Raw genomic sequence first — 26321 nt, 5'->3', positions numbered from 1 at the left:
AAGGGGCACCGGTGTGCCGCCCGGGAGAGCTGCCGCCCGGAAGAGCGCGGGTTGAAGGCGCCCTTGCCCCGCTAGCACTCCGGCGCTAGCGTCGAGTCATGGCCAAGACCCAGCTGAACGTACGGGTGGACGAGGACACGGCGCGAGCCGCCCGGGAGCGAGCCCTGGAGCGCGGGATGAGTGTCAACCGGTACATCGAGGAGCTGGTCAGACAGGACACCGGGGAGGTGGGCCACACCTTCGTGGAGTCCGCGGCCGACTTCATGAAGCAGTACGCGGCGGTCTTCGCCGAGGAATTCGAGGGGGGTGCCCCCGTTCCGGCGAAGTCGGGAGCGGCGGTGCAAGCCGGGGGCGGGCGCGAGGGACGTCACTGATCCCTTGAGCCAGCTCAGAATCGACCTCGCCTGGCTGCTGATGGTCGCTGAACAGAAGACGCCCGGAGACCCCCAGGTGAGCGACTGGGGCGCCCTCGTCGCGGCCGTCGCCCGGCACGAGGCGCAGATCTTCGACGTGCCGGTCTACGACACCCCGCACGCCCGGGCCGCCTCCCTCCTCCAACTCCTCATGCACGTCCCGGCCCTGGAACGCTCCAACGCGCTGTTCGCCTCCGCCGTCGCCTACGGCTATCTCGTCGCCAGCGGCGTCAAGGTCGTCACCTCCGCCGAGCAGGTGCGCGAACTGGCCAGACTGGTCAAGAGCGGCGAGGCCACGGTGCAGGACATCGCACAGGAGCTTCGTCAGTGGAGCCGGTGAGCGACAGCCCGGCGCCCCTTCCCGGGAACCGGTACCGGCGCCGCGTCGAGTGACGGCCTGGAAGGCTCATGAAGATCTTGGGTGAGCCTTCTAGGCCCCGCGATCCCCGTCCCCGTCCGGTTCGGACCGCCGGGCCCGGCCGAGTACGTGGTACGAGCTGGGCAGCCGTGGGCCCCGGGGAGGTACGGGCAGCTCCCTGACCGACTCGATCTCGAACGCCGCGGCCTCGATCGCGCCGACCGGGTCGCGGGACACATGGCAGCCGCCGAACAAAAGGGGCCACACCGTGTGGTCCAGCGCCCGCTGGCTCGTGCGCATCACCCGGCCGCCGCCCCTGCCGTGCTCGAAGAACCGCAGCTCACCGCCGGGACGCAGCACCCGCCGGATCTCGCGCAGTGAGCGTCGTACATCCCGCACGCTGCACAGCACCAGCGACACCACGGCCGCGTCGAACGCCTCGCTCTTGACCGGCAGGGCCTCCGCCGAGCCCGGCACGACGTCCACGGGCACGTCCGCGCGCAGGGCCGTCTCCAGCGCCAAATGCCGCAGGGAACGCTCCGGCTCGATGGCCACGACCTCCGCGACCGTCCGCGGGTAGTGCGCGAAGTTCATGCCGTTGCCGGCGCCGATCTCGATGACCCGCCCCGAGAGCCCGGTGAGCAGCTCGTCGCGCAACGGCCCGATCCTCGGCTCCGCCGACACGCTCAGCCGGGCGTAGAACCGGGCGAACAGGGGGTGACGCACGGCGTCCTTGCCGGCACGGATCATGACGGACCTCCCGAGGAGGACGACAGATACCGCGATTCTCCCCCGCGGGGCACCGGCTCACCCGTCCCGCGCCGACGGGCGGACGCAGTGGCGCCCGCCTCGCGGCCCTGGGGAGAAGGCCGCGCGACGGGCGCAGGTCGTACCGCAGGCGGTGTCACGGGCCGTCGGGCGGTCAGGCGATGAAGTTGCGCACCTGCTCGTAGACGCCGTGGTCGTTGTTCATCTGGTCGTGCGAGACACAGCCGACCTCGACGTTCGTGGCCCCTGTGAGGATCGCGGTGGTGTCCGGGGTGAGCGCGTCGTCGCAGTTCGACCAGTAGCTGGCGTACGACACACTGCCCGGGGTCTCGTCCCCGGAGTTGAGCGAGGTCAGGAACGAACTGCCGGTGTACATCTCGGCACACGAGGTGTAGAGCCAGCGGCACCAACCCGCCACGGTCGTCCCGTGGTTGACGCCGGCCGTGGAGACGAAGTCGTCGACGTACGCCGTCCCGCCGAGGTTCTTCAGGTAGTAGCGGGAGCTGAGAGCGCCCATCGAGTGGACGACCACGTCCACCTTGGAGGCGCCCGTCGAGGCGAGCACGTTCTGGATCTTCGTCTTGAGCTGCGCCGCCGTCGTGGCGTTGGACTGGCCCCAGTCGTACGACCAGGAGTGCAGCTCGGATGCGGTGTAACCGTCCGCCTTGAAGTACGCGATCCAGTCGTCCCAGCTGCTGGAGGAGCTGCTCAGACCGTGCACGAAGACGACCGGGTCGTGGGTCGCGGCCCGAGCGGGGACCGCGGAGACGGACAGGGACAGCAGGAGCGTGGTGGTCACGGTCGCGAGGGCCGTGGCGATACGGCGCATGCGGCGATGCATGGAGCCTCCTGAAACGGGTGGGGTTCGTCTGGAGTGTCAGGGGGGTCTACGCGCGCCGCATCGGTGAAATCGCCGGTCTTTACTGGTCGGTTAACTCGCAAGTAACGTGATGAGCGTGGTGACTCCGGTGAACCCCCCACGACTTCCGCATCGCTCGCCACCGCCCCCCATGACCGCGCGGCCGAGCCCGAACACGGCGTCGGCTGCCGCGCCGACACCGTCCGAAGGCGTGCCCGCGCCGATCCGGGACGGCCTGCTCGCGCCCCTGCCGTCCGCAGGCGGCGTGCCCGCGCAGACACTGTCCGAAGGTGTGCGCGTACGTCTCCTGCACGCCGCCCACGGCGATCCGCGCGCCGCCGCCGAACTCGCCGCCGCCCTGACCCCACGCCAGGCCACCGGGCTGGACCCGCTCCCCGCCGAGCCGTTCGCCCTCGCCCCCGCGCTGCTGCGGGCCCACCGGCGGGACATACGGACCCTGCCCGACGACACCCGCTTCCTGCTGCTCCTCGCCGCGGCCGACCAGTACCCGATCCCGACGCACGCCTACGAGCGGGCCGTCACGGCGGCCGGGCTCGACACCAGGTCCCTCGACGCGGCCGACGCGGCGGGCATCGCGGACGCCACGGCCCAGGGCGTCGTCTTCCGGGACGCCTGGACCCGTATCGCCGTGTACGAGTCCGCCTCCACCGCCGACCGCCGCGCGGCCCACCGACTGCTCGCCGGCGTCCTCAGCGGCGAGGGCGAGAGACCCAGACGCTCCTGGCACCGGGCCGCCGCCGCCCTCGGCCCCAGCCGCCGGCTCGCCGCCGAACTCCGGCTCGCCGCGCGGGTGGCACGTGCCATCGGGGAGCCCGCACTGGCCTCGACCCTCGCCGAACGCGCCGCCGCCCTCACCCCCGACCCCGCCGAACGCATGCCCCTGCTCGCACGGGCCGCGGCGGAGGCCTGGCAGTCTGGCGACGGCGACCGGGCCCGCCGGCTCGTCGCCGCGACCGACGACGACGCCCTCGCTGGACTCCTCGCCCTCCGCTCGGGCAATGCCTCAGAAGCCTTCGACGCCCTGCTCACCGCCACGGTGCGGCACGGCGGCGACCACGACCCGGGCACGGCTGCCCATCTGCTGGCACGAGCCACCGAGGCCGCCATCTACACCGGGGACCTGCGCCGCTGCCGGGAGGCCGCCGCCGTCGCCGACCGGCTCGGCATCCTGCCGCCCAGCACCCTCGGTGCGCTGGCCGCCGCGTTCGAAGGACGGTACGACGACGCCCGCGACGTCCTCGAAGCCGCCGCCGGACGCTGCGGTCCCGGCGGTGATCCCACCGGTCTGATCCACTCCGGGATCGCCGCCCTCCTCCTCGGCGACCACACCCGCGCGTTCACCGCCACCGCCCGCGCCGCCGCCTCCGCCCGCGCCAGGGGCGAGACGGTGACCGTGCCGCAGGCCATGGAGTTCCGGGCGTACGCCGAGTTCTGGACCGGGCGCCCCAAGGCCGCCGAGGCCGCCGCCGTGGAGGCCCTGCGGCAGGCGTACGCCACCGGTCAGGACAACGGGGCCTGCCATCTCCAGGCCGCCCTGGCGATGTTCGCGGCCGTCACCGGGGACGAGCAGGTGTGCCGGGAACGCGCCGAGTCAGCCCGCGCCCACGCGCTGGAACGGGGCCTCGGACTCCCGGCCGCGCTCGCCATGTTCGCCCTCGCCTTCCTCGACCTCGGCACCGGCCGCTACGCCGCCTCCGCGGCCCGCCTGCGCGCGCTCGCCGGCTTCGGCCCCGGGCACGGGCACCGGGCCATCCGGCACCTCGCCACCCCGCACTACGTCGAGGCCGCCGTCCGTACCGGCGACACCCGGGTGGCCCGCGCCGCGCATGCCGACTACGACCGCTGGGCCCGCACCGTCCGCAGCGCCGACGACCTCGCCCTCAGCGCCCGCTGCCGGGCGCTGCTCGCGACCGGGGAGGAGGCCGTCGAGCACTACCGCACCGCGCTCGACCTGCACGCCTCCGGCACCCGTGACTTCGAACGGGCCCGTACCGAAATGCTGTTCGGCAGCGCGCTGCGGCGGCTGCGCAACCGCACCGAGGCCCGCGACCGGCTCCACAGCGCGCTGGAGGCCTTCGACCACTTCGGTTCGCCCCACTGCGCCGGCCAGGCCCGCGCCGAACTCCGCGCCCTCGGCGAACGCGCCCCCGCCGCCCACGGCCCCGACGACCTCACCACCCGGCTCACGGCCCAGCAACTGACCATTGCCCGCATGGCCGCGGACGGCGCCACGAACCGGGAGATCGCCGCGCGACTGTTACTGAGCCCCCGCACGATCGACCACCACCTGCGCGGTGTCTTCGCCCGCCTCGGCATCAGATCCCGGATCGAACTGGTGCGCCTGCTGGGAGAAACGGCGGGCTGACCCGGCCGGCACGGTACGGAAGCGGGCAGTCGGCCCCCGGCCCCGGCTCGGTGTGCTGCTGTCCGGGTGTTCGGCATTCGGTTCCGGTTGTCGGTGTGCTGCTGTCCGGGTGTTCGGCATTCGGTTCCGGTTGTCGGTGTGCTGCTGTCCGGGTGTTCGGCATTCGGTTCCGGTTGTCGGTACGCCGCCGTCCGGGTGTTCGGTATCCCGTTCCGGCGGTCGGCACCGCGCCGTGCGGGCCCCGACACCGGAGCCGTCACCGCTGTGGGCAGTCGTTCCGCAAGGCGGAACGGGCGGGCACAGCGGTGACGGCTCCGGGGGCTTGCCATGAGGTCCGACCGCTACGCGGTCTCCCGCGCCGCGAAGGCCCCCGCGTCCCACACGCCGCCCAGCGTCGGCGCCAGCCAACCTCCCGCCCGCGCCTGGAACTCCGCGGGGTCCAGCCTGCCCGCTCCCTCCGGCACCGCCCCCAGCAGCGGCGCTCCCGCCACCACCGGCAGGTCCGCCACATTGCAACGGGACGCCAGATCCGGGGCCTTGGGCCAGCTGCCGATGACGACACCCGTCAGCCGCACCTCCCGGACGGCGAGCTCGCGGGCCGTCAGCTCGGTCGTGTTGAGCGTGCCCAGCCCGGCCGAGGCGACCAGCAGCACCGGCGCGCCCAGCAGCCGGGCCGCGTCCGCCAGCGTGCCGCCCGCCTCGTCGAAGCGGACGAGAAGACCACCCGCGCCCTCGACCAGGACCAGGTCGTGGCCGGTCTCCAGCTTGGCCGCGGCCTCGGCGACGTCTTCCGGGCGGACCGGGGCCAGCCCCGACCGCCGGGCCGCCGTCGCGGGAGCCAGTGGCTCGGGGTAGCGCGCGAGTTCGTGCGCGGCTACGGAGCCCCCGGCGAGGCGCACCACCTCGGCCGCGTCACCCCGCTCGTCGGGCCGCACCCCGGTCTGCGCGGGCTTGAGCACCGCCACGGAGCGGCCGGCGGCCGCCGCGACCGCGGCGACGGCCGCCGTGGCGACCGTCTTGCCGACCTCCGTGCCCGTCCCCGTCACCACCAGGATCGCCATGTCATCCCTCCCGCGCCGCCGCGCACACCGCGCGCCCGATCCGCGCCACGTCCTCGTCACCGGTGACGTACGGCGGCATCGTGTAGACGAGGTCGCGGAACGGCCGCAGCCACACGCCCTCGCGCACCGCGGCCTCCGTCGCCGCCTTCATGTCCACCGCGTGGTCGAGCTGGACGACACCGATGGCACCGAGGACTCGGACGTCCTTCACCCCCGGCAGGTCGAGCGCCGGCGCCAGCCCTTCCCTCAGCCCCGCCTCGATCCGCCGGACCTCCGCGAGCCAGTCCTGCCCCAGCAGCAGCTCGATGGAGGCGAGCGCCACGGCCGAGGCCAGCGGGTTGCCCATGAACGTCGGCCCGTGGGCGAGCACCGGCACCTCGCCCCGCGAGATCCCGTCGGCCACCCGTGCCGTGCACAGCGTCGCGGCCATCGTCAGATACCCGCCGGTCAACGCCTTGCCCACGCACATCACATCCGGCGTCACCGCCGCGTGCCCCGCCGCGAACAGAGCGCCCGTGCGCCCGAATCCGGTCGCGATCTCGTCGAACACCAGCAGCACGTCGTGCGCGTCGCACGCCTCGCGCAGCACCCGCAGATACGCGGGGGAGTGGAACCGCATCCCGCCCGCGCCCTGCACCACCGGCTCCACGATCACGGCGGCCAGCTCGTCGGCGTGCCGCTCGACCGCCGAGCGCAACCGCTGCGCGTACGCCTCGTCGTACTCCGCCGGTGGCGCCTCGACGAACACCTGCCGGGGCAGTACCCCCTGCCACAGCTCGTGCATGCCGCCCTCGGGGTCGCACACCGACATCGGCTGCCAGGTGTCGCCGTGGTAGCCGCCACGCCACGTGAGCAGGCGCTGCTTGCCGGGGCGGCCGAGTGAGCGCCAGTACTGGAGGCACATCTTGACCGCGACCTCGACCGAGACCGACCCCGAGTCGGCGAGGAACACATGCTCCAGACCCTCGGGCGACATGTCGACAAGGCGCTTCGCCAGCCGTACGGCGGGCTCGTGGGTGAGGCCGCCGAACATCACATGGCTCATCCGGCCGAGCTGCTCGCGCGCGGCCTCGTTGAGCACCGGGTGGTTGTAGCCGTGGATGGCGGACCACCACGACGACATGCCGTCGACCAGTTCGCCCGAGCCGTCGGCGAGCCTCAGCCGGACGCCGCTCGCCGACTCCACCACGAGCGGCTCGACCCGGCCCGGCATCGGACCGTAGGGATGCCACACATGCCGCCGGTCGAGGTCCAGCAGCTCGGCCACCCTCGGGTCGGGCGCCTCAGGCATTGGGCGCGAGATCCGTTCCGGCACCCCGACGGCGTACGGCGACCAGATCCGTACGAGCCTCGCCCGCCTGCGGGGCGGACGCGGAGGCCGCGGGGGCCGCTGAACCGCAGACGCCGCCCCCTTCGTGGGACCCGCATCCGCCGCCGCTCCCGTGCGACCCGCAGCCGCCGCCCTCGTGCGATCCGCACCCGGCGCTCTCGTGTGCCCCGCAGCCGCCTCCGGCCGCCCGGTGCTGCGGCAGCGTGACCTGGTCGGCCCCCTCCACCTCGAACCCGGCGTCCGCGATCATCTCCAGGTCGGCCTTGCCCGCCTGGCCCTCGCTGGTGAGGTAGTCGCCCAGGAAGATCGAGTTGGCCAGGTGCAGTGCGAGCGGCTGCATCGTGCGCAGATGCACCTCGCGGCCACCCGCGATCCGCACCTCGACGTCCGGGCAGACGAACCGCACCATGGCGAGGATCCGCAGGCACCGCTGGGGCGTGAGGTTCCACTCCTTGGCCAGCGGGGTGCCCTCGAACGGGATCAGGAAGTTGACCGGCACCGAGTCCGGGTCCAGTTCGCGCAGCGAGAAGACGACGTCGACCAGGTCCTCGTCGGTCTCACCCATGCCCGCGATGAGGCCCGAGCACGCCGACAGACCCGCCGCGTGCGCCTTCTGCACGGTGTCCACCCGATCGGCGTACGTGTGGGTGGTCGTGATCTCCCCGTACGTCGACTCCGACGTGTTGAGGTTGTGGTTGTAGGCGTCCGCCCCCGCCTCGCGCAGCCGTTCGGCCTGGCCGTCGGAGAGCAGACCCAGACAGGCGCACACCTCGACGCCCTCGTTCTGCTCCTTGATGGCCTTGATGGTGCCCGCGACCCGGTCGACGTCCCGGTCCGTCGGGCCGCGTCCCGACGCGACCAGGCACACCCGCTTGGCACCGCCGGCCAGTCCGGCCGCCGCGGCCTTGGACGCCTCGTCGGGCTTGAGCCAGGTGTACTTGAGGATCCCGGTCGTCGAGCCGAGCCGCTGGGAGCAGTAGGAGCAGTCCTCGGGACACAACCCGGACTTCAGGTTGACGAGATAGTTCAGTTTCACCCGTCGCCCGAACCAGTGCCTGCGCACCTTTCCGGCCGCGGCCACCACGTCGAGCAGGTCGTCGTCGGAGGTGCCGAGGACGGCGAGCGCCTCGGCACGGCTCAGCGGCTCGCGCCGGAGCCCCTTGTCCACCAGCGTGTTCAGCAGGTCCATGAGAGCCGATCCTGTCCTACCGGACCGCTCCCGGCCAAGGAGACTTCGGACAACAGAGTCGGATCGACGTGTGGGTATCGCCACATCGTGAGCGACCGGTCGTCCCGTTAGTGTCTGTGCACTGCCTACAAAAGCCCCGGGCCCGCCGCCACATGGCGCACCGGCACCGAGGGCTGCCCACGCGACCCCCGGAGGACTCATGGCGTTCGGCTGGATCGACGAGCAGGCGTCGGCGCGCCGCCGCGCCGGGCTCGTACGGACCCTGCGCCCCCGCCCCGCCGACTCGCCCCTGCTCGACCTCGCGAGCAACGACTACCTGGGCCTGGCCCGCCACCCCGAGATCGTCGAGGGCGCCGCCGAGGCGGCGCGCACCTGGGGCGGCGGGGCGACGGGCTCCCGGCTCGTCACCGGCACCACCGAACTCCACGGCGAGCTCGAGCGCGAACTGGCCGCCTTCTGCGGCTTCGAGGCCGCCCTCGTCTTCTCCTCCGGCTACGCCGCCAACCTCGCGGCCGTCACCGCGCTCGCCCCGCACGACTCGCTGGTCGTGTCGGACGCGGGCAACCACGCCTCCCTGATCGACGGCTGCCGGCTGGCCCGCGGGACCACGCAGGTCGTCGCGCACGCCGACCCGGACGCGGTCCGCAAGGCGCTCGGCACGGCCAAGGGGCCCGCCATCGCGGTCTCCGACACGGTGTTCTCGGTGGACGGCGACGCCGCCCCGCTGGCCGGACTGGCCGCCGCGTGCCGCGAGTACGGCGCAGGGCTCGTCGTGGACGACGCCCACGGGCTCGGTGTGCTGGGCGACGGCGGCCGGGGCGCGCCGTACGCCGTGGGGCTGGCGGGCGCACCCGATGTCGTCGTGACGGTCACCCTGTCGAAGTCGCTGGGCAGCCAGGGCGGTGCGGTCCTCGGACCGGCGCGGGTGATCGACCACCTGGTCAACGCCGCCCGGACGTTCATCTTCGACACGGGGCTCGCCCCGGCCGCGACGGGCGCGGCCCTCGCCGCGCTCAGGCTGCTGCGCCGTGAACCGGACAGGGCCGCGCGGGCTCGTGAGGTGGCGCGGGCCCTGCACACACGGCTGACGGCGTCGGGCCATGAAGCGGTGCGGCCCGACGCCGCCGTGGTGTCCGTACGGGCGCCGTCCCCGGATCAGGCGGTGCGATGGGCGGCGGACTGCCGGGCGGCGGGTCTCGCCGTCGGCTGTTTCCGCCCGCCGTCGGTGCCCGACGGCATCTCCAGGCTGCGGTTGACCGCCAGGGCGGATCTCACCGAGGCACAGATTTCCCGAGCCGTGGACATCATCGGCGATACGCGACCGTGAGTCGGCGTCGCGGCCGTGCGTCGCCGGAAGCGGAACCGAAAGCGCTGTCGGTGATGCTCACCGAAGCGTGGTGATGAATCCCTCCCATGCCTCGGGGGTGAACAGCAGGGCGGGCCCCGCCGTGTTCTTCGAGTCGCGCACGGCCACCAGTCCGGCCAGCCGGCCGGACCCGGGACGGGCCGTTTCCACACAGTTGTTCATCCCCGTGCTGCGGCTGCTGCGCAGCCAACGCACACCGCGCAGTGCGGTACTGGTGGGTACGTGACGAGGCAGAGCTGACATGGCGCCTCCTGACGCGCCGGAAGCTAGCCCTGAGCCAGTCCGGCGATGTAATCCGACGATTCCTCGGGCGAAAGGGCGTGGATCTGAAGGGTGTTGAAGGCCTCGACATAAGCCCTGAGGTCTTCTTTCCGCTCGAGGTAGAGGCTACTCGTCAAGTGGTCGAGAACAACCACGTCCCAATCGGACGTGCTTCGAAATGAGAAAATCACGAAGGGTCCCGTGAGGCCGATGTGCGCCCCGGCAGTGAACGGCAACACCTGCAGCCTCACCTGGGGGAGGCGCGCCGCGTCGACCAGCCGCTCCAGCTGACGGGCCATGACCTCGGGTCCGCCGACCTCCCGCCGCAGAACGCCCTCGTCGAGCACGACGCTCAGCTCCATCGGGGGATGTCCGCGCAGGACGTCCTGCCGCGCGAGCCGCACTTCCACGAGCGCGTCGAGTTTGTCGTCTTCCAGCCCCTCCACAGCGGCCCGTGTCACCGCTCGGGCGTACTCGGGGATCTGCAACAGTCCCGGCACGACCGACGTCTCCAGGGTGCGCATCCCGCTGGCCTGCGACTCCAAACTGATGAAGTCGCGGTACGTCGGCGGCAGCACCCCGCGGTAGGCGTGCCACCAGTTGTGCCGCCCGCCACCGTCCTCGGAGCCGGCCAGCGCCAGCAGCAGTTCCCGTAACTCCGTGTCATCGACCGCGTACGCGTCGAGGAGCCTGCGTACGTCCGCCGGCTTCACCCCGCTGGCGCCCGTCTCGATCCGGCTCACCTTGGACTGGTGCCAGCCCACGAGATGGGCGGCCTGGATACTGGTGATGCCGACGCGGGTGCGCAGGAGGCGCAACTCGGCACCGAGCTTGCGGCGGCGCACCGCCGGACCGTACTGCATGGGGGTTCTCCTTCCGCCCGGCGCGCGAAGTCGGGTGACGGTAGAGGATGGCCCGAGAGGCCCCTCGAATACGGTCGGCCGTCGGAGAGTTCACCGCTTCGAGCGACAGATATATGCATATCTTGGTGGATCGCCACCCGTGACGGCCCAGGTAGTGGCAGTCTGGCGCGAAGCACCAGTCCGGGACCGTACTCGAATCATCCGCTCCCAGTCGGACACCGGTCCCGTGGGAAAGGGACGCCTCGCCATGGCAGATCACCAGGAAGCATCCGTCACTCTGCCGAGCGATCCCGCCTCGGTGTCCGCGGCCCGTAGATATGTCGCCACCGTGCTGGCCGAATGGGGTCTGCCGAGCGACACGGACATCGCGGACACCGTGCGCCTGATCGTGTCCGAACTCGCCACCAACGCCGTTCAGCACACCTTCGGTCAGTCACCCACGTTCACCGTGGACCTCGCCCTCGACCGGGACGAGCACCTGCACATCGGCGTCACGGACAGTCATCCCCGCTTCCCGAAACGTTTGCCCGCAGCCGTCCAGCAGGACAACGGGCGGGGGATGGTCATCATCCGCTGGCTGACCGCCGAGTGCGGCGGCAGGCTGAGCGTGAGACCCACGCGGGAGGGGGGCAAGACGGTGGCGATCGACCTTCCGTGGACCGTGCCCGTGCAGCCGGTCAGGACAGGCGGTCCGCAGGAGCCCTGACGGAGTCCTCCCTCTGCGGTGCGGGGACCGCCCCCTTGCGGCGGGGCGCCGGCATCGTCGTACGGCTGTCGCGGCCGGAGCGCCCAACGAGCTTCGGGAGCAGGCCCCACAGCAGCAGACAGCCGATGAGAGTGCCACCGCCGGCGGCGACGCCCGCGGCCCGGCCGAGTGTCACGTCCACGACGAGCAGTACCGATCCGGCGAAGGCCGGCATCAGCACCCACAGGCCGACGCTGGCCAGCCTGGAGGAGACCCGGACGATGGTGGGCTTGGCGTTCTGCTGGAAGAGCGAGCGGTGCAGGGCTGCCGGAGCCGTGAAGAGCGCCGCCGCGAGGACGGCGAGCAGCAGCGTCGTGACGTAGGTGGCGCGCTGGACCGCGTCGAGGTCCGGGAAACGCGGTGTGAAGGCCAACGTCAACAGGAACGCGAAGAGGATCTGCACCCCCGTCTGGGTGACCCGCAACTCCTGCAGCAACTCGGAGAAGTTGCGGTCGGCCCGTTCGAGAGGCGTCTCATTGCGATCGGGGCTGATGCGTTCGTCGGCCATGGCTGTACGGGTAACCATTCGGGCCCGTGTCACGCCTCCCGGGGAGGGGGCGGAGGATGGTTCGGGGTTACTCGGGAGCGGCCGAGGGGCGGCCGTCATGCCGGCCGCCCCCGATGGGTCAGCGGACCCGGCCGTACCAGACGCTCTTCGTCCAGATCTTCTGCAGCCGCACGACGTCACCCGTCTTCGGCGAGTGCCAGATCTTTCCCTTCCCTGCGTAGATACCGACGTGGTAGACGTTCGACCCCGAGTGGAAGAAGACGAGGTCTCCGAGCTTGCGGTTGCTCGCGGAGACGTGCTTCGTCTTGTTGTACTGCTGCTGGGCAGTACGGGGCAGCTTCTTGCCCGCCTTCTTGAACGAGTAGAGCGTCAGCCCTGAGCAGTCGAACCTGCTCGGGCCCGTCGCGCCGTACCGGTAAGGGGAGCCCTTCTTGGAAGCCGCGACCTTGAGTGCCTTCGACGCCACCGTGGCGGCCTCGGCATCGGCTGCGACGCCCGGGACCATGATGCTGCCGCCGACGGCGGCGATGGTGAGAGCCGAGGCCGTGCCGGCCCGGGTCAACAGCGACGGGACACGATTGAGCGCAGACATGCGCAACCCTTCGTCAGCCGCCTGTGAAGGATGACCTGTCGGATTCGGGCTGGCGAAGTTGCCCGGCCGCTGACGCGGCTTCACCCCAAGGGCTGCTCGGCCCGGTCATGGCGTGACCGTCCCGGCGACCCGTCGTGCTTGGGTCCTCCACTCCTGCCGATCCACTCCTGTCGACCGGTCATCCGGACGGCGGCAGGACTCGGCGTCCGCCCGGATCGCCCCGCCGCTGCGGCGGGGGCTTGTCGTCAGGAAGGGATCTTGACGCACGGAAGTCCGAAAATCCCAACGGAATCGGGGATTTGTGGTGTTACTCACCACTCGCCCGTTCGGGTGGACAGACCATTTTCGGCTGTTCTGTCCAAGGAGCCGAGGACGTCCGTACCAGCATCGGAACGACCGGTTCCGGCGCTCTCGTAGGTGCGGTGCGCAACTCGGGTACTCCTTTGGGCGGATGGGCCGATGGGTGGTTCCGCGTAGGCCGTCCGGTGGGCCGAAGCCCGGACCGGAGGTCCCGTCAGGAGTACGGCGGACGACCGGTGATCGGTTCAGGCGGGTGAGTCCTCGGGTTCCGGCGGAAGGGTGACCCGGGCCGCCCGGCGTTCCCCGTCCAGGACCCGCAGTGCTCGGGCGAGGGTGGGGGCGTGCAGTTCGCTCTCGCCACGTGTGTGCATCAGTTCGAGTGCGTCGCGCAGCGCCGTCGCCCTGGCGACGAGGGCCTGTGCGGCCCGCAGCCCGCGGTACGTGTCGCCGGGGCGGGCCGGATTGATCCGGCCCAGCAGGTCGACCACGTCCAGATAGCGGTCGATCAACTCCGCCTCGGCGCACGTCAGTGCGGGCAACGGCGGCAGCTCGGGGGGAAGCATCGGCGATTCACCTCGCGCCGGGGAGCGCCGACGAGCCCTTGCGGCCCGGCACGATGCGGTCCGCGAGGCCGTAGTCCACGGCTCCTCGCGCGTCGAGGAACGTGTCCCGCTCGATGTCGGTGCTGATCCGCTCGTGGCTCTGCCCGGTGTGCCGTACGAGCATCTCCTCCAGGCTCCGGCGGTTGCGCATCAACTCGTCCGCGTGGATCGCCAGATCGCTCGCCTGTCCGGTGACCGGCCCGGCCGGAGCCGGCTGATGGATCACCACCTGCGCGCCCGGCAGCACGGACCGCTTGCCGGGGGTGCCCGCCGCCAGCAGCACCGCGGCGGACGCCCCCGCCCGGCCGAGACAGACGGTCTCCACGTCGCAGGTGACGAACCGGATCGTGTCGTAGATGGCTGTCATCGCGCTGAACGAGCCGCCGGGGGAGTTGATGTAGAGGGAGATGTCCCGCTCCGGGGACTGGTACTCCAAGTGCATGAACTGTGCCATCACGTCGTTCGCCGACGTGTCGTCGATCTGCGTCCCGAGGAACACGATGCGCTCTTCCAGCAACTTCGCATACGGATCCATCGTTCGGTGACCCGCACTGGTGCGCTCGGTGAATTCGGGGAGCACCTGGCGGGCCGACGGGTGGTGCGCGGGCATGGGAGCCTCCTCTGATCGACAACTGTAAAAAATGTACAGGATGTACGTCTCTTGTCGGAGGGTGCTCGGCTGACAGCGAAAATCCCCGCGGGGCGCGGCTCCGCGGGGATCGGTCTCGGTGGGCGTCGGGTCAGTTGAGCGGGGCGGGGGCCGGGGTTGCGTAGAAGGTGACCGGGGCTGGCCGAGGCTCGCGGCGAGTTCGTTCAGGGCGTTCGCCACCTCGAGCGCCGAGACCCGCTGCGCGGCAGATGCGGGACTGGCTCTCGTCCGCGGTCCCGCTCCCGGCCGCTCGGGCCGGCCCTCCGGTGAACAGGGCCGTCCCCCACGCCGCCGTCCCTGTGCATCCGAGCGGTGCGCGTCTGGAAACGCTGGACATGATCTCCCCGTTCGACTGTCCTGGGCGCCTCCTGTTGGAGGTGGTCGTGATCGTACGAACGAACGGAACGTCGTGGGCGGAATGGGATCTTCTGCTCCGGGGAGGCGGGGGGACCCGGTTTAAGCTGGACCCCATGGCCTACGAGATTCCGGTGACGCAAGCCAGGGCTGAGCTCGCCGATCTGATCAACCGAGTGGTCTACGGCGGCGAACGCGTCGTCGTGACGCGGCACGGCAAGCCCCTCGTCGCCCTGGTCTCCGCCGCCGATCTGGAGCAGCTCGAAGCGCTCCAGGACCCCGCGGAGGAGCCGGTGATCAGTGCGGTCTCCGGCGTCCGTGAGGTGGCGTCGGCCCCCCGCGACCAGCAGCGGTTCGGCATCACGGCGGAGCACCGGGGGCCGGGCGCCTCCTAGGACCGGTCGTCTGGATCACGCCTGTGCCGCGGGGCGTGGGACGCGCATCTGCCGCGTTGCCGTCAGTCGCCGACTCCCCCACGCTCGAACAGCCTCGCGTGGGGCGGGAAGCCCATCGCGTCGACTCCCGCCTCCGCCTTGCAGCCGCACGCACCACGCCCCGCTCACCCGCGGAGTCCAGGCACCGTAGGCCGCAGTCGGCCTGCGTCTGCCATGGCATGAAAGGTCGTGCGCCCCCGTCCGCTACAGCGGGGGCGCACGACCCGTCCGGTTGGCCGATTCTCATGTGGCTCCGGCCGTGGGTCCGCTCTCGGTCAGTGCGCGGGCGCCGGAGCCGGAGTCGGTGTGGTGTCGGGTGCGGCGGGCTTCTCGGACCGCTTGAGCAGGGGGCCCAGCAGGACCGCGCCGAGGCCGAGCGCAGCCCACCAGGTCAGGATGAGCGCCGGGCTGAGGGCGGCGGCGCCGTCGAAGAACGAGACCGAGCGCAGCAGTGTCGCGCCCGCGCCCGGCGGCAGCCACTGACCCAGCGTCCCCGCCGGCTCGGGCAGCATCCGGGGTGCCGAGGCGGCACCCGAGAAGGGGTTGCCGAGGAACACGATCAGCAGGGCGCCGAGGCCGATGCCCGCCCGGCCGAGCAGGGCGGCGAAGCCGGCCACGGTGGCGCCCACGGCGAGTGTGGTGAGGCTCAGTACGCCGGCCTCCGCCCACCAGTCGCCGGTGAGCACGCCCAGCCAGCTGTGGGCGAGGGCGGTGGCGGCGAGGCCGACCAGGACGGCGGCCCCGGTCAGTGCGCCGGCCGCACGCGCCCCGCGCAGCCCGAGCAGCGTGACCACCGCGCCGGAGGCGGTACCGGCCAGCGCCAGCGGCAGCACACTCGAACCGAAGGCCGCCCCGCGCGGATCGTCCGCCGGTGTCGCCACCACGTCGGTGACCGTCACCCGGGCGCCCTCTCGCGCCGCCTGCTCGGTCACCGCCTGCTGGAGCAACTGGGCGACCATCGGGCTCGCCGCCGAGGCGGTCAGCAGCTTCGGCCCCGCCTCGGTGACGACGACCGCGCCGTATACGGTCCGATCCTCGATCGCGTCCCGTGCCGCGGCCTCGTCGGCGTAACGGTGGACCTCGAAGGCACCCTCCCGCTGTTCCAGGCGCTGCTCGATCTGCGCGGTGGCGGTCGCCGGTCCCGCCACGCCGAGCGGCAGGTCGCGGGGTGCGATCCGGGCGTTGGGCCAGGCGAAGGCCCAGAGCGCGAGTGCCGCGATGACCGGAACCAGCACGATGACGGCGACCATTCGGCGACTCGGGGGTATCGCGTGCGCCTGGGGGGCAGCCGGGGCGGTGGGCTCGGCCGCCGTGGGTGCGGTGGACGTGGCGGACATGGTTTCCCTCCATACCGATGGGGTGGGGTGGGGGAGCGGTGGCGAACGGGGCCTGGTCGGCCGGACTCCAGCGGCTCCCACCCCACTAAAAAGAAGGATCGTTCGTTTTTCTTGCTTTCACCATGCTCGCGGAGCTGCACCTTGTCAAGAAGGAACGTTCGTTTTACGTTTGATGGCATGCCTCGTGTATCGCAGGAGCGTCTGGACGCCCGCCGCCGCCAGATCATCAACGCCGCGGCCCGCTGCTTCGCCCGCAACGGGTTCCACGCCACGTCGATGCAGGACGTACTGAAGGAGGCAAACCTCTCCGCCGGGGCCGTCTACCGCTACTTCAGCGGCAAGGAAGAGCTGATCTCCGCGATCGTCGGCGAGGTGGTCGGTGAACTACGGGGTGCCTTCGAGCAGGCCGCGGCCCAGCGCCCCCTGCCGTCCCCGGACGTCGTGATCGGCATGGTCATCCGGAGGATCCTCGGCAAGCAGCCGACGCTGGGGGAGACCCATGAGTCCCTCTACCCACGGCTGATGTTGCAGGTCTGGGCCGAGACCCTGCGCAACCCGGAGTTGCAGGACGTGCTGAAAGACGGCTTCGCGAAGGTCCGGCAGCCGTGGATCGAGATCGTCGAGGCCTACCAGGACGCGGGGATGATGCGGGCCGACATCCCGGCGCTCAGCGTGGCGCGGACGTTGATCGCGCTCGCCCAGGGGTTCGCGGCCCAGTACGCGCTCTTCGGGGACGTCCCGGTCCAAGTGGTCGAGTTGGGGCTGAAGGCGCTGATGAGCATGGAGGACCCGGACGCCCGGACCTGAGCCGGGCGCGTCCCGCGCCTGAACCGGGCGCCTGCCTTGCTCGAGGCGAACTCGCCACGGCCGCCCGATCTGATGGCGGCCGGCGTGCGTGGATCCCGTGTCGGTTAACGTCGTTGAAACGCCGCCCAATTAGCCTGCGCCCACGCCACCTGCGACTTCGCCCGGTGGCGAGGCAACCGGACCCCGCACGGTCCGGAGCGAGGATGTGAGGTGGAACGCCGTGCAACTGACCCCGCACGAGCAGGAGAGGCTGCTGATCCATGTGGCGGCGGACGTGGCGGAGAGGCGCAGGGCCCGGGGCCTGAAGCTGAACCACCCCGAGGCCGTCGCCCTGATCACCGCGCACATCCTGGAAGGCGCGCGGGACGGCCGTACGGTGGCCGAACTCATGGCGTCCGGACGCAGGCTGCTCACCCGCGACGACGTGATGGAGGGCATCCCCGAAATGATCCACGACGTCCAGGTCGAGGCGACCTTCCCGGACGGCACCAAGCTCGTCACCGTCCACGACCCGATCGTCTGAGGGGGCTGCCGTGATTCCCGGAGAGATCCTCTTCGCCGAGGGCCCGATCGTGTACAACGAGGGCCGTGAGGTCACCCGGCTGACCGTCCTCAACGCCGCCGACCGGCCCGTCCAGGTCGGCTCCCACTACCACTTCGCCGAGGCCAACCCCGGCCTGGAGTTCGACCGTGCCGCCGCGCGCGGCAAGCGGCTGAACGTCGCCGCCGGCACCGCCGTACGGTTCGAGCCCGGGATCCCCGTCGACGTCGAACTCGTCCCGCTCACCGGCGCCCGTGTCGTGCCCGGACTGCGCGGGGAGACCGGAGGTGCCCTCGATGCCTGAGATCTCGCGTGCCGCGTACGCCGACCTGTTCGGCCCGACCACCGGTGACCGCATCCGGCTCGCCGACACCGATCTGCTCGTCGAGATCGAGGAGGACCGTTCCGGCGGTCCCGGACTCGCCGGCGACGAGGCCGTGTTCGGCGGTGGCAAGGTCATCCGCGAATCCATGGGCCAGGCCCGCGCTACGCGCGCAGACGGCACCCCGGACACGGTCATCACCGGCGCGGTGATCATCGACCACTGGGGCGTCGTCAAGGCCGACATCGGCATCCGCGACGGCCGGATCACCGGCATCGGCAAGGCGGGCAACCCCGACACCATGGACGGGGTCCACCCCGACCTCGTCATCGGCCCCGAGACGGAGATCATCGCGGGCAACGGGCGGATCGTCACCGCCGGCGCCATCGACGCGCACGTCCACTTCATCTGCCCGCAGATCGCCGACGAGGCGCTGGCGTCCGGCGTGACGACCCTGGTCGGCGGCGGCACCGGACCGGCCGAGGGCTCGAAGGCCACCACGGTCACCCCCGGCCCCTGGCACCTCGCCCGGATGCTGGAGGCGATGGAGCAGTACCCGCTCAACATCGGCTTCCTCGGCAAGGGCAACACCGTCTCCCACGAGGCGATGCTGTCCCAGATCCGGGGCGGGGCGCTCGGGTTGAAGCTGCACGAGGACTGGGGCTCGACCCCCGCCGTCATCGACGCGTCGCTGACCGTCGCCGACCGGACCGGCATCCAGGTCGCCATCCACACGGACACCCTCAACGAGGCCGGGTTCGTCGGCGACACCCTGGCGGCCATCGCCGGACGGGGCATCCACGCCTACCACACCGAGGGCGCGGGCGGAGGGCACGCGCCCGACATCATGACCGTGGTCTCCCAGCCGCACGTGCTGCCCAGCTCCACCAACCCGACCCGGCCCTACACCGTCAACACCGCCGAGGAACACCTCGACATGCTGATGGTCTGCCACCACCTCAACGCCGCCGTGCCGGAGGACCTGGCGTTCGCCGAGTCCCGCATCCGGCCGTCGACCATCGGGGCCGAGGACATCCTGCACGACCTGGGTGCCATCTCGATCATCTCCTCCGACTCCCAGGCCATGGGCCGGGTCGGCGAGGTCATCCTGCGCACCTGGCAGACCGCGCACGTGATGAAGCGACGACGGGGCGCGCTGCCCGGTGACGACCGCGCCGACAACCGACGCGTACGTCGCTATGTCGCCAAGTACACGATCAATCCCGCGCTCGCGCAGGGCCTCGCCCGGGAGATCGGATCCGTGGAGAGCGGCAAGCTCGCCGACCTCGTGGTGTGGGAGCCCGCGTTCTTCGGGGTCAAGCCGCAGCTCGTGATCAAGGGCGGGCAGATCGCGTACGCGCAGATGGGCGACGCCAACGCGTCCATCCCGACGCCGCAGCCGATCCTCCCGCGTCCGATGTACGGGGCGATCGGGCGGGCGCCGGCCGCCAACTCGTTCAACTTCGTGGCGCCGCTCGCCCTCGAGGACGGTCTGCCGGAGCGGCTCTCGCTCGGGAAGCAGTTCGTCGCGATCGAGTCGACGCGGGGGGTCACCAAGGCGGACATGCGGGAGAACGACGCGCGGCCCGAGGTGCGTATCGACCCGGACAGCTTCGCCGTGCACATCGACGGCGAGCTGGTGGAGGCGACACCGGCCGCCGAACTGCCCATGGCCCAGCGGTACTTCCTATTCTGATGTCCAGGGCGACTCTTCTCGTACTGGCCGACGGCCGCTTTCCCGCCGGGGGGCACGCGCACTCCGGCGGGGCCGAGGCGGCCGTCAAGGCCGGGCTGATCAGCGGACCGGAGGGGCTGGAGGCCTTCTGCCGGGGGCGGTTGCACACGGTGGGGCTGGTGTCGGCGGCGCTGGCCGCGGCGGCCGCGCTCGGCGTCGACCCGGTCGCGCTCGACGCCGCGGCCGACGCCCGGACACCGTCCCTCGCCCTGCGGGTCGCCTCGCGCAAACTGGGGCGGCAGCTGATGCGGGCCGCCCGGGCTACCTGGCCGTCCGGGGAACTGGACCGGCTGGCAGGGGAGTTTCCCAAGGGCGCGCATCAGCCGGTGGTGTTGGGGGTCGCGGCGCGGGCGGCCGGGCTCGGCCCCGAGGACGCGGCGCACTGCTCCGTGTACGAGAGCGTGAGCGGGCCGGCCAGCGCGACCGTGCGGTTGTTGAGCCTGGATCCGTTCGACGCGACGGGGGTGGTGGCGCGGCTGGCTCCCGAGATGGACCGCGTGGTGGGGGAGGCCGTCGAGGCGGGGCGAGGGGTGGTCGATGGCGGGGTGGATGTGCTGCCGGCGGCCTCCGGGCCGTTGCTGGAGATCGGGGCGGAGGCGCATGCGGCTTGGGCCGTACGGTTGTTCGCCTCGTAGGAGGGGTGCGCCCCCGCCGCCCCTACCCGTCCCGTCCCAGGGGCTGCGCCCCTTCGACTCCCGCCTTCGAGCTCGGGGGCGTGTTGTCACCGGGCGGCTGCGGGTGTCGGTGGCCGGTCGCGCAGTTCCCCGCGCCCCTGAAAACCGGGGCTTCTAAGGGGCGCGGGGAACTGCGCGAGCAACCACCCACGACCCGCGGTCGCCCGACAAACCCAACCACCCACGTTCTTCGGCGACCCACCACACACCACAACATCAAGGAGCCGCTTCATGCATCTCGACCATGACCACCTCCACGCTGGTCCCTCCGCGGTGAGCGCGGACGCGTACCGGCCCGACGGTCGTCGCCGCGCGCTGCGGATCGGCCTGGGCGGGCCCGTGGGGTCCGGGAAGACGGCCACCGTGGCGGCGCTGTGCCGTGTGCTGCGGGACGAGCTGTCCCTGGCCGTCGTGACGAACGACATCTACACGCGGGAGGACGCCGAATTCCTGCTGCGGGAGGCCGTGTTGCCGCCCGAGCGGATCACGGCCGTGGAGACGGGCGCGTGCCCGCACACGGCCATCCGGGACGACATCTCGGCCAACCTGGAAGCGGTCGAGGATCTGGAGGACGAAGTCGGACCGCTCGATCTCGTCCTCGTGGAGTCCGGCGGGGACAACCTCACCGCGACGTTCTCCAAGGGGCTCGTCGACGCGCAGATCTTCGTGATCGACGTGGCCGGCGGGGACGACATCCCCCGCAAGGGCGGCCCCGGTGTCACCACCGCAGATCTGCTCGTGGTCAACAAGACGGACCTCGCGCCGTACGTCGGGTCCGACCTCGACCGGATGGCCGCCGACGCCAAGGCGCAGCGCGCCGAACTCCCGGTGGTGTTCCAGTCGCTCAGGAGCGAGGCCGGCGTCACCGACGTCGCCGCCTGGGTGCGTGAGCGGCTCGCGGCGTGGACGGCATGACGGCGGCGGGAGGCGTCGGCACGCGAGGTGCCGGCGCCATGACGTCGCAGGACGCGGGGCCCCCCGGTACGCCCGCCATGAGTACGACCGGTGTCCGCGCCACCGCGCGGATCGCCGCCCGTGCCGACGGACGCGGCGCTACCGCCCTGCCGGTGCTGGAGAGTCATGGGCCGCTCGCGCTGCGACGCACCCGGGGGATCGGTGACGAGGCCCGGGTCATGCTGGTCGGGGCCATGAGCGGTCCGCTCGGCGGTGACCGTCTCGCCGTGGAGGCGGAGGTCGGGGAGGGGTCCCGCCTGTACCTGGGGTCCGCCGCGGCGACCATCGCGCTGCCGGGACAGGGCAAGGACGAGGCCCGCTACGACGTACGGGTCCGTGTCGCCGCCGGAGGCGAACTGCGCTGGATGCCTGAGCAGTTGATCTCGGCCGCGGGGAGCGACCTCCATGTGTCGACCTCACTGGACCTGGCGCCCGGTGCCCGGCTCGTGTTCCGGGAGGAACAGGTGCTCGGGCGGGTCGGCGAGGAGCCGGGGCGGTTGAGTAGTCGGCTCACCGTGCGGCTGGACGGGCGGGCGCTGCTCGACCAGAAGGTGTCCTGCGGGCCGGGCGCGCCGGGCGGGTGGGACGGCCCCGCCGTGCTGGGCGGTTACCGTGCGCTGGGGCAACTCGTCGTCGTACGACCGGAGTTCGCCGAGAAGGTGCCGCAACCCCGGGTGCTGGGGGAGTCTGCCGCGCTCACTCCGCTGGCCGGGCCCGCCGTGCTCGTCAGTGCACTGGCGCCCGATGCGCTGCGGCTGCGGCGACTGCTGGACGAGGCGCTGGCCTGCCTCGGCGGCTGACCGCCGTCCCGCTCAACGGAACGTTCCTCACCGGTTATCGGATTAGTAAAGAACGTTCCGACCCTCTGTTCCCGGACACCTCGCAGGCACGAGGATCCCCGTGACCATTCGACACTTCGCAACGATGTACGGGGAGTTCCCTCTTGAGAGGTATGAGGCCGACGAGAAGGGCGGCAGCGTTCGGCTCCGCCGGACTGCTCGTCACGGCGACCCTGATAGCCGGCGCCGTCACCGCCCCCGTGGCCAACGCCGCGGACACCGGCGGTGGCAAGGGCCCGGAGGCCAAGGGTGTCGCCATCGCCGCCGCCAAGGCGGCGAAGAAGGGCGTCACATGGCAGGACTGCCCCGAGGCATGGGGCCTGGAGAAGCCCATCCAGTGCGGCTGGGTCACCGTGCCGCTGGACTACGCCAAGCCGAACGGCAAGCAGATCAAGCTCGCCGTCGACCGGATCGGCAACACGGGCACGAAGGAGGAGCGCCAGGGCGCCCTCGTCTACAACCCGGGCGGCCCGGGCGGCTCGGGTCTGCGCTTCCCGCGCCGGGTCACCACCAAGAACCCGCTGTGGGTCAACGTCTCCAAGGCGTACGACTTCGTGGGCTTCGACCCGCGCGGTGTCGGCAAGTCGGCACCCATCTCCTGCATCGACCCGCAGGAGTTCGTGAAGGCGCCCAAGATGGACCCGGTGCCCGACTCCGAGGCCGACAAGCTCAAGCAGCGGGGGCTCGCCGCCGCGTACGCGGACGGCTGCAAGAAGCGCAGCGGCGCGATGCTGCCGCACATGACCACGGCGAACACCGCGCGTGACCTGGACGTCATCCGGGCCGCCCTCGGGGAGAAGAAGCTCAACTTCCTCGGCGTCTCGTACGGCACCTACCTCGGCGCGGTCTACGGCACCCTCTTCCCGACCCATGTGCGCCGTCTCGTCGTCGACAGCGTGGTGAACCCCTCGCGCGAGAAGATCTGGTACCAGGCCAACCTGGACCAGGACGTCGCGTTCGAGGGCCGCTGGAAGGACTGGACGAAGTGGGTCGCGAAGAACGACGCGACGTACCACCTCGGTGACACCCGGGCCGAGGTGCAGGCGAAGTGGCTGGAGCTGCGCGCCACCGCGAAGAAGAACCCGATCGGCGGGCTCGTCGGCCCGGCCGAGCTGATCTCCTTCTTCCAGAGCGCCCCGTACTACGACTCCGCGTGGGCGCCCACCGCTCAGGTGTGGAGCAAGTACGCCGCCGGCGACACCCAGGCGCTGGTCGACGCGGCCGCCCCGGACCTCAGCGACACCGCCGGCAACGCCGCGTCGGAGAACGGCAACGCCGTCTACACCGCGGTCGAGTGCACCGACGCCAAGTGGCCCACCAACTGGAAGACGTGGGACCGCGACAACACCCGGCTGCACAAGAACTACCCGTTCATGACCTGGGCCAATGCCTGGATGAACCTGCCGTGCGCCACCTGGCCGTCGAAGCAGCACACGCCGGTCGAGGTCAAGACCAAGAAGGGTCTGCCGCCCGTCCTGATCGTCCAGTCCGAGCGTGACGCGGCCACCCCGTACGAGGGTGCCGTCGAACTGCACAAGCGATTCACGGGCTCCCGCCTGATCACGGAGACGAAGGCCGGCTCCCACGGAGTCACCGGCCTGGTCAACGCGTGCGTCAACGAGCGCGTGGACACCTACCTGCTCACCGGCAAGGTGGGCAAGGCCGACGTGAAGTGCGCCCCGCACGCCACGCCTGCGCCGTAGGGCACTGATGAGTGAGGGGCGACCGGGATCGACCGGTCGCCCCTCACTCATGTGCTCACCCCTGCCGCTCCGCCAGCCAGGCGTCCTCCGCCGTGTAGTCGAAGAGGTCCCCGTACGCCGTGGGCATCTTCGGGTACGCCTCCCGCCAGTCCCGGCCGCCCGCCAGCCGGCTCTCGATCCACGCGACCGTCTCCGGCAGGGTCTGTGCGTACCGGGCCACCGGGCGGTAGCCCAACTCCCGCTCGGCCGCTGACATGTCGCACACCACGTCCGCCGGCACGGACCACGGTGTGCCGCCCACCGTGGGCGACGGGGCGGGGCCGTCGACGAGCACGTCCTCCGTCTCGACGCCCATGACGGCGTCGATCGCGGCGGCGATCTCCCTGACCGCGGGCGCGTCGGGGTCGACCGCGTTGAGCGCCCGTGAGCCCGGCCGGGCGGCGGCCAGCCGGACCAGTTCGGCGATGTTGACGACGCTCGCCGGATGGAAGCGGCTCCGCCCGCCGTACGAGAGGATCCGACGGGGCCGCCGGTCGAGGTTGCGCTTCACGAAGTACAGCTCGCGGGGCGTACGGCAGTGCGGCCCGTGGATGGCGCCCGCGCGCAGCAGCGTCGTCGGCAACCGGTCGCCGGCGGCGAGGAGTTCCCGTTCGAGGCCCGCCTTGCGGGTGCTGTACGAGGTCTCGCCGGGCAGGACGGTGCGCTGGTCCTCGGTGAGGGGCAGGGGGTATTCGGGGAAGCCGTCCGGCTCGGCCTGGGTGTCGAAGCTGCGGCCCCTGTCGTCCTCGTACACCGACACACTGGAGATGACGACGGCCGCGCCGATCCGGTCGGCCAGGGCGGTCAACTGCCGTGCGTGCTCGGCGCCGTAGGCGACCATGTCCACCACGACGTCGCAGCCGTCGCCGATCGCGGCCGCCAGCGCCGTGTCGTCCTCGCGGTCCACGCGGCCGACCCGTACCTCCTCGGGCCAGCCGTCGTCCCGGCCGCCTCCCCGCGACAGGGCCGTCACCTCCCAGCCGTCCCTCGCCAGTGCGCCCACGGCCGCACGCCCGATCTGTCCCGTCGCTCCGATCACCACAGCGCGTCTCATGCTCCGACCGTACGGTTCCGGTGCTCCCGCGGGAGGGTGCTCTGCTGCGGGCAGAGCCCGGCCGCCGGCCGCTGGCTGCCGGACGGGGAGTGACAGTGGTGCGGGACGGGCGAGTCGGGGATGATGTGGGGCCTTCGGCAGGGCCCAAGGGACCAGGTCCCGAGGCGGGTGGCCTGAGGCGTGGGACGGGGCGGGGCAGGGGGGACGCGGTGACGTAGCAGCACCGACGTCCGCCCCGGCCTGCCGTCGTTCTCGGCGCCGCCCGCGTCAACTCAGCGGCAGACGCGGGAACTTGCGTTCCTTCCGCTCATTCGCCGCGGCCTCGGCCTCCTGGGCCTTCACGACGGCCGCGTACTGGTCGACGTACTCCTGCTCGGAGAGCGAGAGGATCGCGTACATGATCTCGTCGGTGATGGCGCGCAGGACGGCCTTCTCGTTCTCCATGCCCTCGTAGCGGGAGAAGTCGAGCGGCTTGCCGAAGCGGATCACGACGGGGTGGATGTTCGGGATGACCTTGCCCGGCGGCTGAGCCTCGAAGGTACCGATCATCGCGCACGGGATCACGGGCACCCGGGCCTTCAGCGCCATCACCGCCACGCCGACCTTGCCCTTGTAGAGGCGGCCGTCGTGCGAGCGCGTGCCCTCCGGGTAGATACCGAGGAGCTCGTCCTTGGCGAGCACTCCGAGCCCCTCACGGATCGCGGCCTGACCGGCCTCCTTGCCGGAGCGGTCGACGGGGATCTGTCCCGCGCTGCGGAAGAAGAACGCCGTCAGCCGGCCCTTGATGCCCGGCCCGGTGAAGTACTCGGCCTTCGCCAGGAAGGTGATGCGCCGCTTGAGGACGGCGGGCATCAGGAAGTGATCCGAGAAGGACAGGTGGTTCCCCGCGACGATGGCCGCACCCGACGACGGCACGTGTTCGAGGCCCTCGATGCGAGGCCGGAAGACCAGTCGCAGCAGCGGACCCAGAAGCACAAATTTGAGCAGGTAATAGAACACGGCGTCCCCTTCGCTCTACCGGATCGGCTTTATGGACGTGTTCCACCAGGTCACAGCACACATCCGCGGACGCGACCGTGCTGAGGGTGTGGCCATGTGAGGGCAGGTCCGATCGGACTCATACCGACTCCTCGCTGACTGTACTGACGTTGCGTCAGGCGCTTGCGCGCCGGTGAGCCTCGTCCTGCGGTGCCGAGGATTGATCGTAGCCCGATGTTCCGGCGGTAAGGAGGGCCCCGACCTGCCACAAAAGGCAAAGACGATCAGCCGGGCATGGCC

General features: G+C 71.5%; 28 protein-coding genes and 1 riboswitch. Of the genes, 14 read left to right on the top strand and 14 right to left on the bottom strand.

Annotated features, from left to right (window positions below):
- Positions 1-98: 98 nt before the first annotated feature.
- Both ACZ43N_RS19375 and ACZ43N_RS19370 read left to right on the top strand, forming a co-directional pair.
- Positions 99-374, top strand: a complete 276-nt coding sequence (locus ACZ43N_RS19375) for a toxin-antitoxin system HicB family antitoxin (RefSeq protein ID WP_468098868.1) — start codon at positions 99-101, stop codon at positions 372-374.
- A gap of 4 nt (positions 375-378) precedes the next feature.
- Positions 379-753 (top strand): fic family toxin-antitoxin system, toxin component, encoded by a 375-nt coding sequence (locus ACZ43N_RS19370; RefSeq protein ID WP_468098867.1) that lies wholly within the window; start codon positions 379-381, stop codon positions 751-753.
- A gap of 90 nt (positions 754-843) precedes the next feature.
- On the opposite strand, the gene ACZ43N_RS19365 is transcribed toward ACZ43N_RS19370, so the two are convergent.
- Both ACZ43N_RS19365 and ACZ43N_RS19360 read right to left on the bottom strand, forming a co-directional pair.
- Positions 844-1521, bottom strand: a complete 678-nt coding sequence (locus tag ACZ43N_RS19365) for a class I SAM-dependent methyltransferase (protein WP_468098865.1) — start codon at positions 1519-1521, stop codon at positions 844-846.
- 172 nt (positions 1522-1693) lie between these two features.
- On the bottom strand, positions 1694-2380 hold the full coding sequence (locus ACZ43N_RS19360) for an esterase/lipase family protein (protein ID WP_468098864.1): 687 nt from the start codon (positions 2378-2380) through the stop codon (positions 1694-1696).
- A gap of 109 nt (positions 2381-2489) precedes the next feature.
- Between ACZ43N_RS19360 and ACZ43N_RS19355 the strand changes: the two genes are divergently transcribed.
- Positions 2490-4784, top strand: a complete 2295-nt coding sequence (locus ACZ43N_RS19355; RefSeq protein ID WP_468098862.1) for a LuxR C-terminal-related transcriptional regulator — start codon at positions 2490-2492, stop codon at positions 4782-4784.
- A gap of 341 nt (positions 4785-5125) precedes the next feature.
- Here the strand turns inward: ACZ43N_RS19355 and bioD are convergent, their stop codons facing one another.
- The 3 genes from bioD to bioB are packed head-to-tail and all read right to left on the bottom strand — an operon-like array spanning position 5126 to position 8364.
- The gene (bioD, locus tag ACZ43N_RS19350; protein WP_468098861.1) at positions 5126-5845 is read right to left on the bottom strand and encodes a dethiobiotin synthase; all 720 of its coding nucleotides are present in this window, start codon (positions 5843-5845) and stop codon (positions 5126-5128) included.
- Between the two features lies 1 nt (position 5846).
- Complete coding sequence (locus ACZ43N_RS19345; RefSeq protein WP_468098860.1) at positions 5847-7136, bottom strand: adenosylmethionine--8-amino-7-oxononanoate transaminase; 1290 nt, start codon at positions 7134-7136, stop codon at positions 5847-5849.
- Positions 7129-8364 carry a biotin synthase BioB gene (bioB, locus tag ACZ43N_RS19340; protein WP_468098859.1) on the bottom strand — a complete coding sequence of 412 codons (1236 nt, stop codon included), beginning with the start codon at positions 8362-8364 and terminating at the stop codon, positions 7129-7131. The genes ACZ43N_RS19345 and bioB overlap by 8 nt, the downstream gene beginning before the upstream one ends.
- 199 nt (positions 8365-8563) lie before the next feature.
- Between bioB and ACZ43N_RS19335 the strand changes: the two genes are divergently transcribed.
- Complete coding sequence (locus ACZ43N_RS19335) at positions 8564-9691, top strand: 8-amino-7-oxononanoate synthase (RefSeq protein WP_468098858.1); 1128 nt, start codon at positions 8564-8566, stop codon at positions 9689-9691.
- A gap of 57 nt (positions 9692-9748) precedes the next feature.
- Here the strand turns inward: ACZ43N_RS19335 and ACZ43N_RS19330 are convergent, their stop codons facing one another.
- Together ACZ43N_RS19330 and ACZ43N_RS19325 are read right to left on the bottom strand one after the other, a co-directional pair.
- Positions 9749-9973, bottom strand: coding sequence for a DUF397 domain-containing protein (locus tag ACZ43N_RS19330; protein WP_468098857.1), 225 nt, complete (start codon positions 9971-9973; stop codon positions 9749-9751).
- Positions 9974-9996: 23 nt separating this feature from the next.
- Positions 9997-10854, bottom strand: coding sequence for a helix-turn-helix domain-containing protein (locus ACZ43N_RS19325; RefSeq protein ID WP_468098856.1), 858 nt, complete (start codon positions 10852-10854; stop codon positions 9997-9999).
- A 247-nt stretch (positions 10855-11101) separates the two neighbouring features.
- Between ACZ43N_RS19325 and ACZ43N_RS19320 the strand changes: the two genes are divergently transcribed.
- Positions 11102-11560, top strand: coding sequence for an ATP-binding protein (locus ACZ43N_RS19320; protein WP_468098854.1), 459 nt, complete (start codon positions 11102-11104; stop codon positions 11558-11560).
- Here ACZ43N_RS19320 and ACZ43N_RS19315 read toward each other — a convergent pair.
- From ACZ43N_RS19315 to ACZ43N_RS19300, 4 genes are all read right to left on the bottom strand, one after another.
- Entirely contained in the window at positions 11532-12107 is a 576-nt protein-coding gene (locus ACZ43N_RS19315; protein WP_468098852.1) for a DUF6328 family protein, read from the bottom strand. The two genes, ACZ43N_RS19320 and ACZ43N_RS19315, sit on opposite strands and share 29 nt — an antisense overlap.
- Before the next feature lie 118 nt (positions 12108-12225).
- On the bottom strand, positions 12226-12699 hold the full coding sequence (locus tag ACZ43N_RS19310; protein WP_468098850.1) for a C40 family peptidase: 474 nt from the start codon (positions 12697-12699) through the stop codon (positions 12226-12228).
- A 3-nt stretch (positions 12700-12702) separates the two neighbouring features.
- Positions 12703-12901: riboswitch (cyclic di-AMP (ydaO/yuaA leader) on the bottom strand.
- 343 nt (positions 12902-13244) lie between these two features.
- Positions 13245-13562: a hypothetical protein gene (locus ACZ43N_RS19305; protein ID WP_468098848.1), complete on the bottom strand. Its 318-nt coding sequence runs from the start codon at positions 13560-13562 to the stop codon at positions 13245-13247.
- 7 nt (positions 13563-13569) lie between these two features.
- Positions 13570-14211: an ATP-dependent Clp protease proteolytic subunit gene (locus ACZ43N_RS19300; RefSeq protein WP_468098846.1), complete on the bottom strand. Its 642-nt coding sequence runs from the start codon at positions 14209-14211 to the stop codon at positions 13570-13572.
- Between the two features lie 509 nt (positions 14212-14720).
- On the opposite strand from ACZ43N_RS19300, the gene ACZ43N_RS19295 reads away from it, so the two are divergent.
- On the top strand, positions 14721-14999 hold the full coding sequence (locus ACZ43N_RS19295; protein WP_468098845.1) for a type II toxin-antitoxin system Phd/YefM family antitoxin: 279 nt from the start codon (positions 14721-14723) through the stop codon (positions 14997-14999).
- A 314-nt stretch (positions 15000-15313) separates the two neighbouring features.
- Here the strand turns inward: ACZ43N_RS19295 and ACZ43N_RS19290 are convergent, their stop codons facing one another.
- The gene (locus ACZ43N_RS19290) at positions 15314-16375 is read right to left on the bottom strand and encodes an ABC transporter permease (protein WP_468098843.1); all 1062 of its coding nucleotides are present in this window, start codon (positions 16373-16375) and stop codon (positions 15314-15316) included.
- A 177-nt stretch (positions 16376-16552) separates the two neighbouring features.
- Here ACZ43N_RS19290 and ACZ43N_RS19285 point away from each other — a divergent pair, with 177 nt between their 5' ends.
- The 8 genes from ACZ43N_RS19285 to ACZ43N_RS19250 all read left to right on the top strand — a co-directional run bounded on the left by ACZ43N_RS19285 (position 16553) and on the right by ACZ43N_RS19250 (position 23950).
- The gene (locus tag ACZ43N_RS19285) at positions 16553-17182 is read left to right on the top strand and encodes a TetR/AcrR family transcriptional regulator (RefSeq protein WP_468098842.1); all 630 of its coding nucleotides are present in this window, start codon (positions 16553-16555) and stop codon (positions 17180-17182) included.
- Positions 17183-17402: 220 nt separating this feature from the next.
- A complete protein-coding gene (locus ACZ43N_RS19280; RefSeq protein WP_468098840.1) occupies positions 17403-17705 on the top strand; it encodes an urease subunit gamma in 303 nt (100 codons plus the stop codon).
- Positions 17706-17715: 10 nt separating this feature from the next.
- Positions 17716-18027, top strand: a complete 312-nt coding sequence (locus ACZ43N_RS19275; protein WP_055542776.1) for an urease subunit beta — start codon at positions 17716-17718, stop codon at positions 18025-18027.
- Positions 18020-19741, top strand: a complete 1722-nt coding sequence (locus tag ACZ43N_RS19270) for an urease subunit alpha (RefSeq protein ID WP_468098838.1) — start codon at positions 18020-18022, stop codon at positions 19739-19741. Before ACZ43N_RS19275 ends, ACZ43N_RS19270 begins: the two co-directional genes overlap by 8 nt.
- On the top strand, positions 19741-20415 hold the full coding sequence (locus ACZ43N_RS19265; RefSeq protein WP_468098836.1) for an urease accessory protein UreF: 675 nt from the start codon (positions 19741-19743) through the stop codon (positions 20413-20415). The genes ACZ43N_RS19270 and ACZ43N_RS19265 overlap by 1 nt, the downstream gene beginning before the upstream one ends.
- Before the next feature lie 270 nt (positions 20416-20685).
- On the top strand, positions 20686-21369 hold the full coding sequence (gene ureG, locus ACZ43N_RS19260; RefSeq protein ID WP_468098834.1) for an urease accessory protein UreG: 684 nt from the start codon (positions 20686-20688) through the stop codon (positions 21367-21369).
- A gap of 38 nt (positions 21370-21407) precedes the next feature.
- The gene (locus tag ACZ43N_RS19255; protein ID WP_468098832.1) at positions 21408-22208 is read left to right on the top strand and encodes an urease accessory protein UreD; all 801 of its coding nucleotides are present in this window, start codon (positions 21408-21410) and stop codon (positions 22206-22208) included.
- 152 nt (positions 22209-22360) lie between these two features.
- Positions 22361-23950: an alpha/beta hydrolase gene (locus ACZ43N_RS19250; RefSeq protein WP_468098830.1), complete on the top strand. Its 1590-nt coding sequence runs from the start codon at positions 22361-22363 to the stop codon at positions 23948-23950.
- A gap of 55 nt (positions 23951-24005) precedes the next feature.
- Here ACZ43N_RS19250 and ACZ43N_RS19245 read toward each other — a convergent pair whose 3' ends face one another.
- Together ACZ43N_RS19245 and ACZ43N_RS19240 are read right to left on the bottom strand one after the other, a co-directional pair.
- Positions 24006-25043 (bottom strand): NAD-dependent epimerase/dehydratase family protein, encoded by a 1038-nt coding sequence (locus ACZ43N_RS19245; protein ID WP_468098828.1) that lies wholly within the window; start codon positions 25041-25043, stop codon positions 24006-24008.
- A gap of 267 nt (positions 25044-25310) precedes the next feature.
- Positions 25311-26042 (bottom strand): lysophospholipid acyltransferase family protein, encoded by a 732-nt coding sequence (locus tag ACZ43N_RS19240; protein ID WP_468098826.1) that lies wholly within the window; start codon positions 26040-26042, stop codon positions 25311-25313.
- Positions 26043-26321 lie beyond the last annotated feature (279 nt).

The sequence above is a fragment of the Streptomyces sp. NPDC030814 genome, assembly GCF_055572155.1.
The sequence above is the reverse complement of the archived record's forward strand: the minus strand, read 5'-3'. Positions and strand labels throughout refer to the sequence as shown.

What these genes read in the sequence shown, in the direction of transcription:
- ACZ43N_RS19375 (WP_468098868.1), top strand. Translation starts at nt 99, where the DNA reads ATGGCCAAGACCCAGCTGAACGTACGGGTGGACGAGGACACGGCGCGA.
- ACZ43N_RS19365 (WP_468098865.1), bottom strand. Translation starts at nt 1,521, where the DNA reads ATGATCCGTGCCGGCAAGGACGCCGTGCGTCACCCCCTGTTCGCCCGG.
- ACZ43N_RS19360 (WP_468098864.1), bottom strand. Translation starts at nt 2,380, where the DNA reads ATGCATCGCCGCATGCGCCGTATCGCCACGGCCCTCGCGACCGTGACC.
- ACZ43N_RS19355 (WP_468098862.1), top strand. Translation starts at nt 2,490, where the DNA reads ATGAGCGTGGTGACTCCGGTGAACCCCCCACGACTTCCGCATCGCTCG.
- bioD (WP_468098861.1), bottom strand. Translation starts at nt 5,845, where the DNA reads ATGGCGATCCTGGTGGTGACGGGGACGGGCACGGAGGTCGGCAAGACG.
- ACZ43N_RS19345 (WP_468098860.1), bottom strand. Translation starts at nt 7,136, where the DNA reads ATGCCTGAGGCGCCCGACCCGAGGGTGGCCGAGCTGCTGGACCTCGAC.
- bioB (WP_468098859.1), bottom strand. Translation starts at nt 8,364, where the DNA reads ATGGACCTGCTGAACACGCTGGTGGACAAGGGGCTCCGGCGCGAGCCG.
- ACZ43N_RS19335 (WP_468098858.1), top strand. Translation starts at nt 8,564, where the DNA reads ATGGCGTTCGGCTGGATCGACGAGCAGGCGTCGGCGCGCCGCCGCGCC.
- ACZ43N_RS19330 (WP_468098857.1), bottom strand. Translation starts at nt 9,973, where the DNA reads ATGTCAGCTCTGCCTCGTCACGTACCCACCAGTACCGCACTGCGCGGT.
- ACZ43N_RS19325 (WP_468098856.1), bottom strand. Translation starts at nt 10,854, where the DNA reads ATGCAGTACGGTCCGGCGGTGCGCCGCCGCAAGCTCGGTGCCGAGTTG.
- ACZ43N_RS19320 (WP_468098854.1), top strand. Translation starts at nt 11,102, where the DNA reads ATGGCAGATCACCAGGAAGCATCCGTCACTCTGCCGAGCGATCCCGCC.
- ACZ43N_RS19315 (WP_468098852.1), bottom strand. Translation starts at nt 12,107, where the DNA reads ATGGCCGACGAACGCATCAGCCCCGATCGCAATGAGACGCCTCTCGAA.
- ACZ43N_RS19310 (WP_468098850.1), bottom strand. Translation starts at nt 12,699, where the DNA reads ATGTCTGCGCTCAATCGTGTCCCGTCGCTGTTGACCCGGGCCGGCACG.
- ACZ43N_RS19305 (WP_468098848.1), bottom strand. Translation starts at nt 13,562, where the DNA reads ATGCTTCCCCCCGAGCTGCCGCCGTTGCCCGCACTGACGTGCGCCGAG.
- ACZ43N_RS19300 (WP_468098846.1), bottom strand. Translation starts at nt 14,211, where the DNA reads ATGCCCGCGCACCACCCGTCGGCCCGCCAGGTGCTCCCCGAATTCACC.
- ACZ43N_RS19295 (WP_468098845.1), top strand. Translation starts at nt 14,721, where the DNA reads ATGGCCTACGAGATTCCGGTGACGCAAGCCAGGGCTGAGCTCGCCGAT.
- ACZ43N_RS19290 (WP_468098843.1), bottom strand. Translation starts at nt 16,375, where the DNA reads ATGTCCGCCACGTCCACCGCACCCACGGCGGCCGAGCCCACCGCCCCG.
- ACZ43N_RS19285 (WP_468098842.1), top strand. Translation starts at nt 16,553, where the DNA reads ATGCCTCGTGTATCGCAGGAGCGTCTGGACGCCCGCCGCCGCCAGATC.
- ACZ43N_RS19270 (WP_468098838.1), top strand. Translation starts at nt 18,020, where the DNA reads ATGCCTGAGATCTCGCGTGCCGCGTACGCCGACCTGTTCGGCCCGACC.
- ACZ43N_RS19265 (WP_468098836.1), top strand. Translation starts at nt 19,741, where the DNA reads ATGTCCAGGGCGACTCTTCTCGTACTGGCCGACGGCCGCTTTCCCGCC.
- ureG (WP_468098834.1), top strand. Translation starts at nt 20,686, where the DNA reads ATGCATCTCGACCATGACCACCTCCACGCTGGTCCCTCCGCGGTGAGC.
- ACZ43N_RS19255 (WP_468098832.1), top strand. Translation starts at nt 21,408, where the DNA reads ATGACGTCGCAGGACGCGGGGCCCCCCGGTACGCCCGCCATGAGTACG.
- ACZ43N_RS19250 (WP_468098830.1), top strand. Translation starts at nt 22,361, where the DNA reads ATGAGGCCGACGAGAAGGGCGGCAGCGTTCGGCTCCGCCGGACTGCTC.
- ACZ43N_RS19245 (WP_468098828.1), bottom strand. Translation starts at nt 25,043, where the DNA reads ATGAGACGCGCTGTGGTGATCGGAGCGACGGGACAGATCGGGCGTGCG.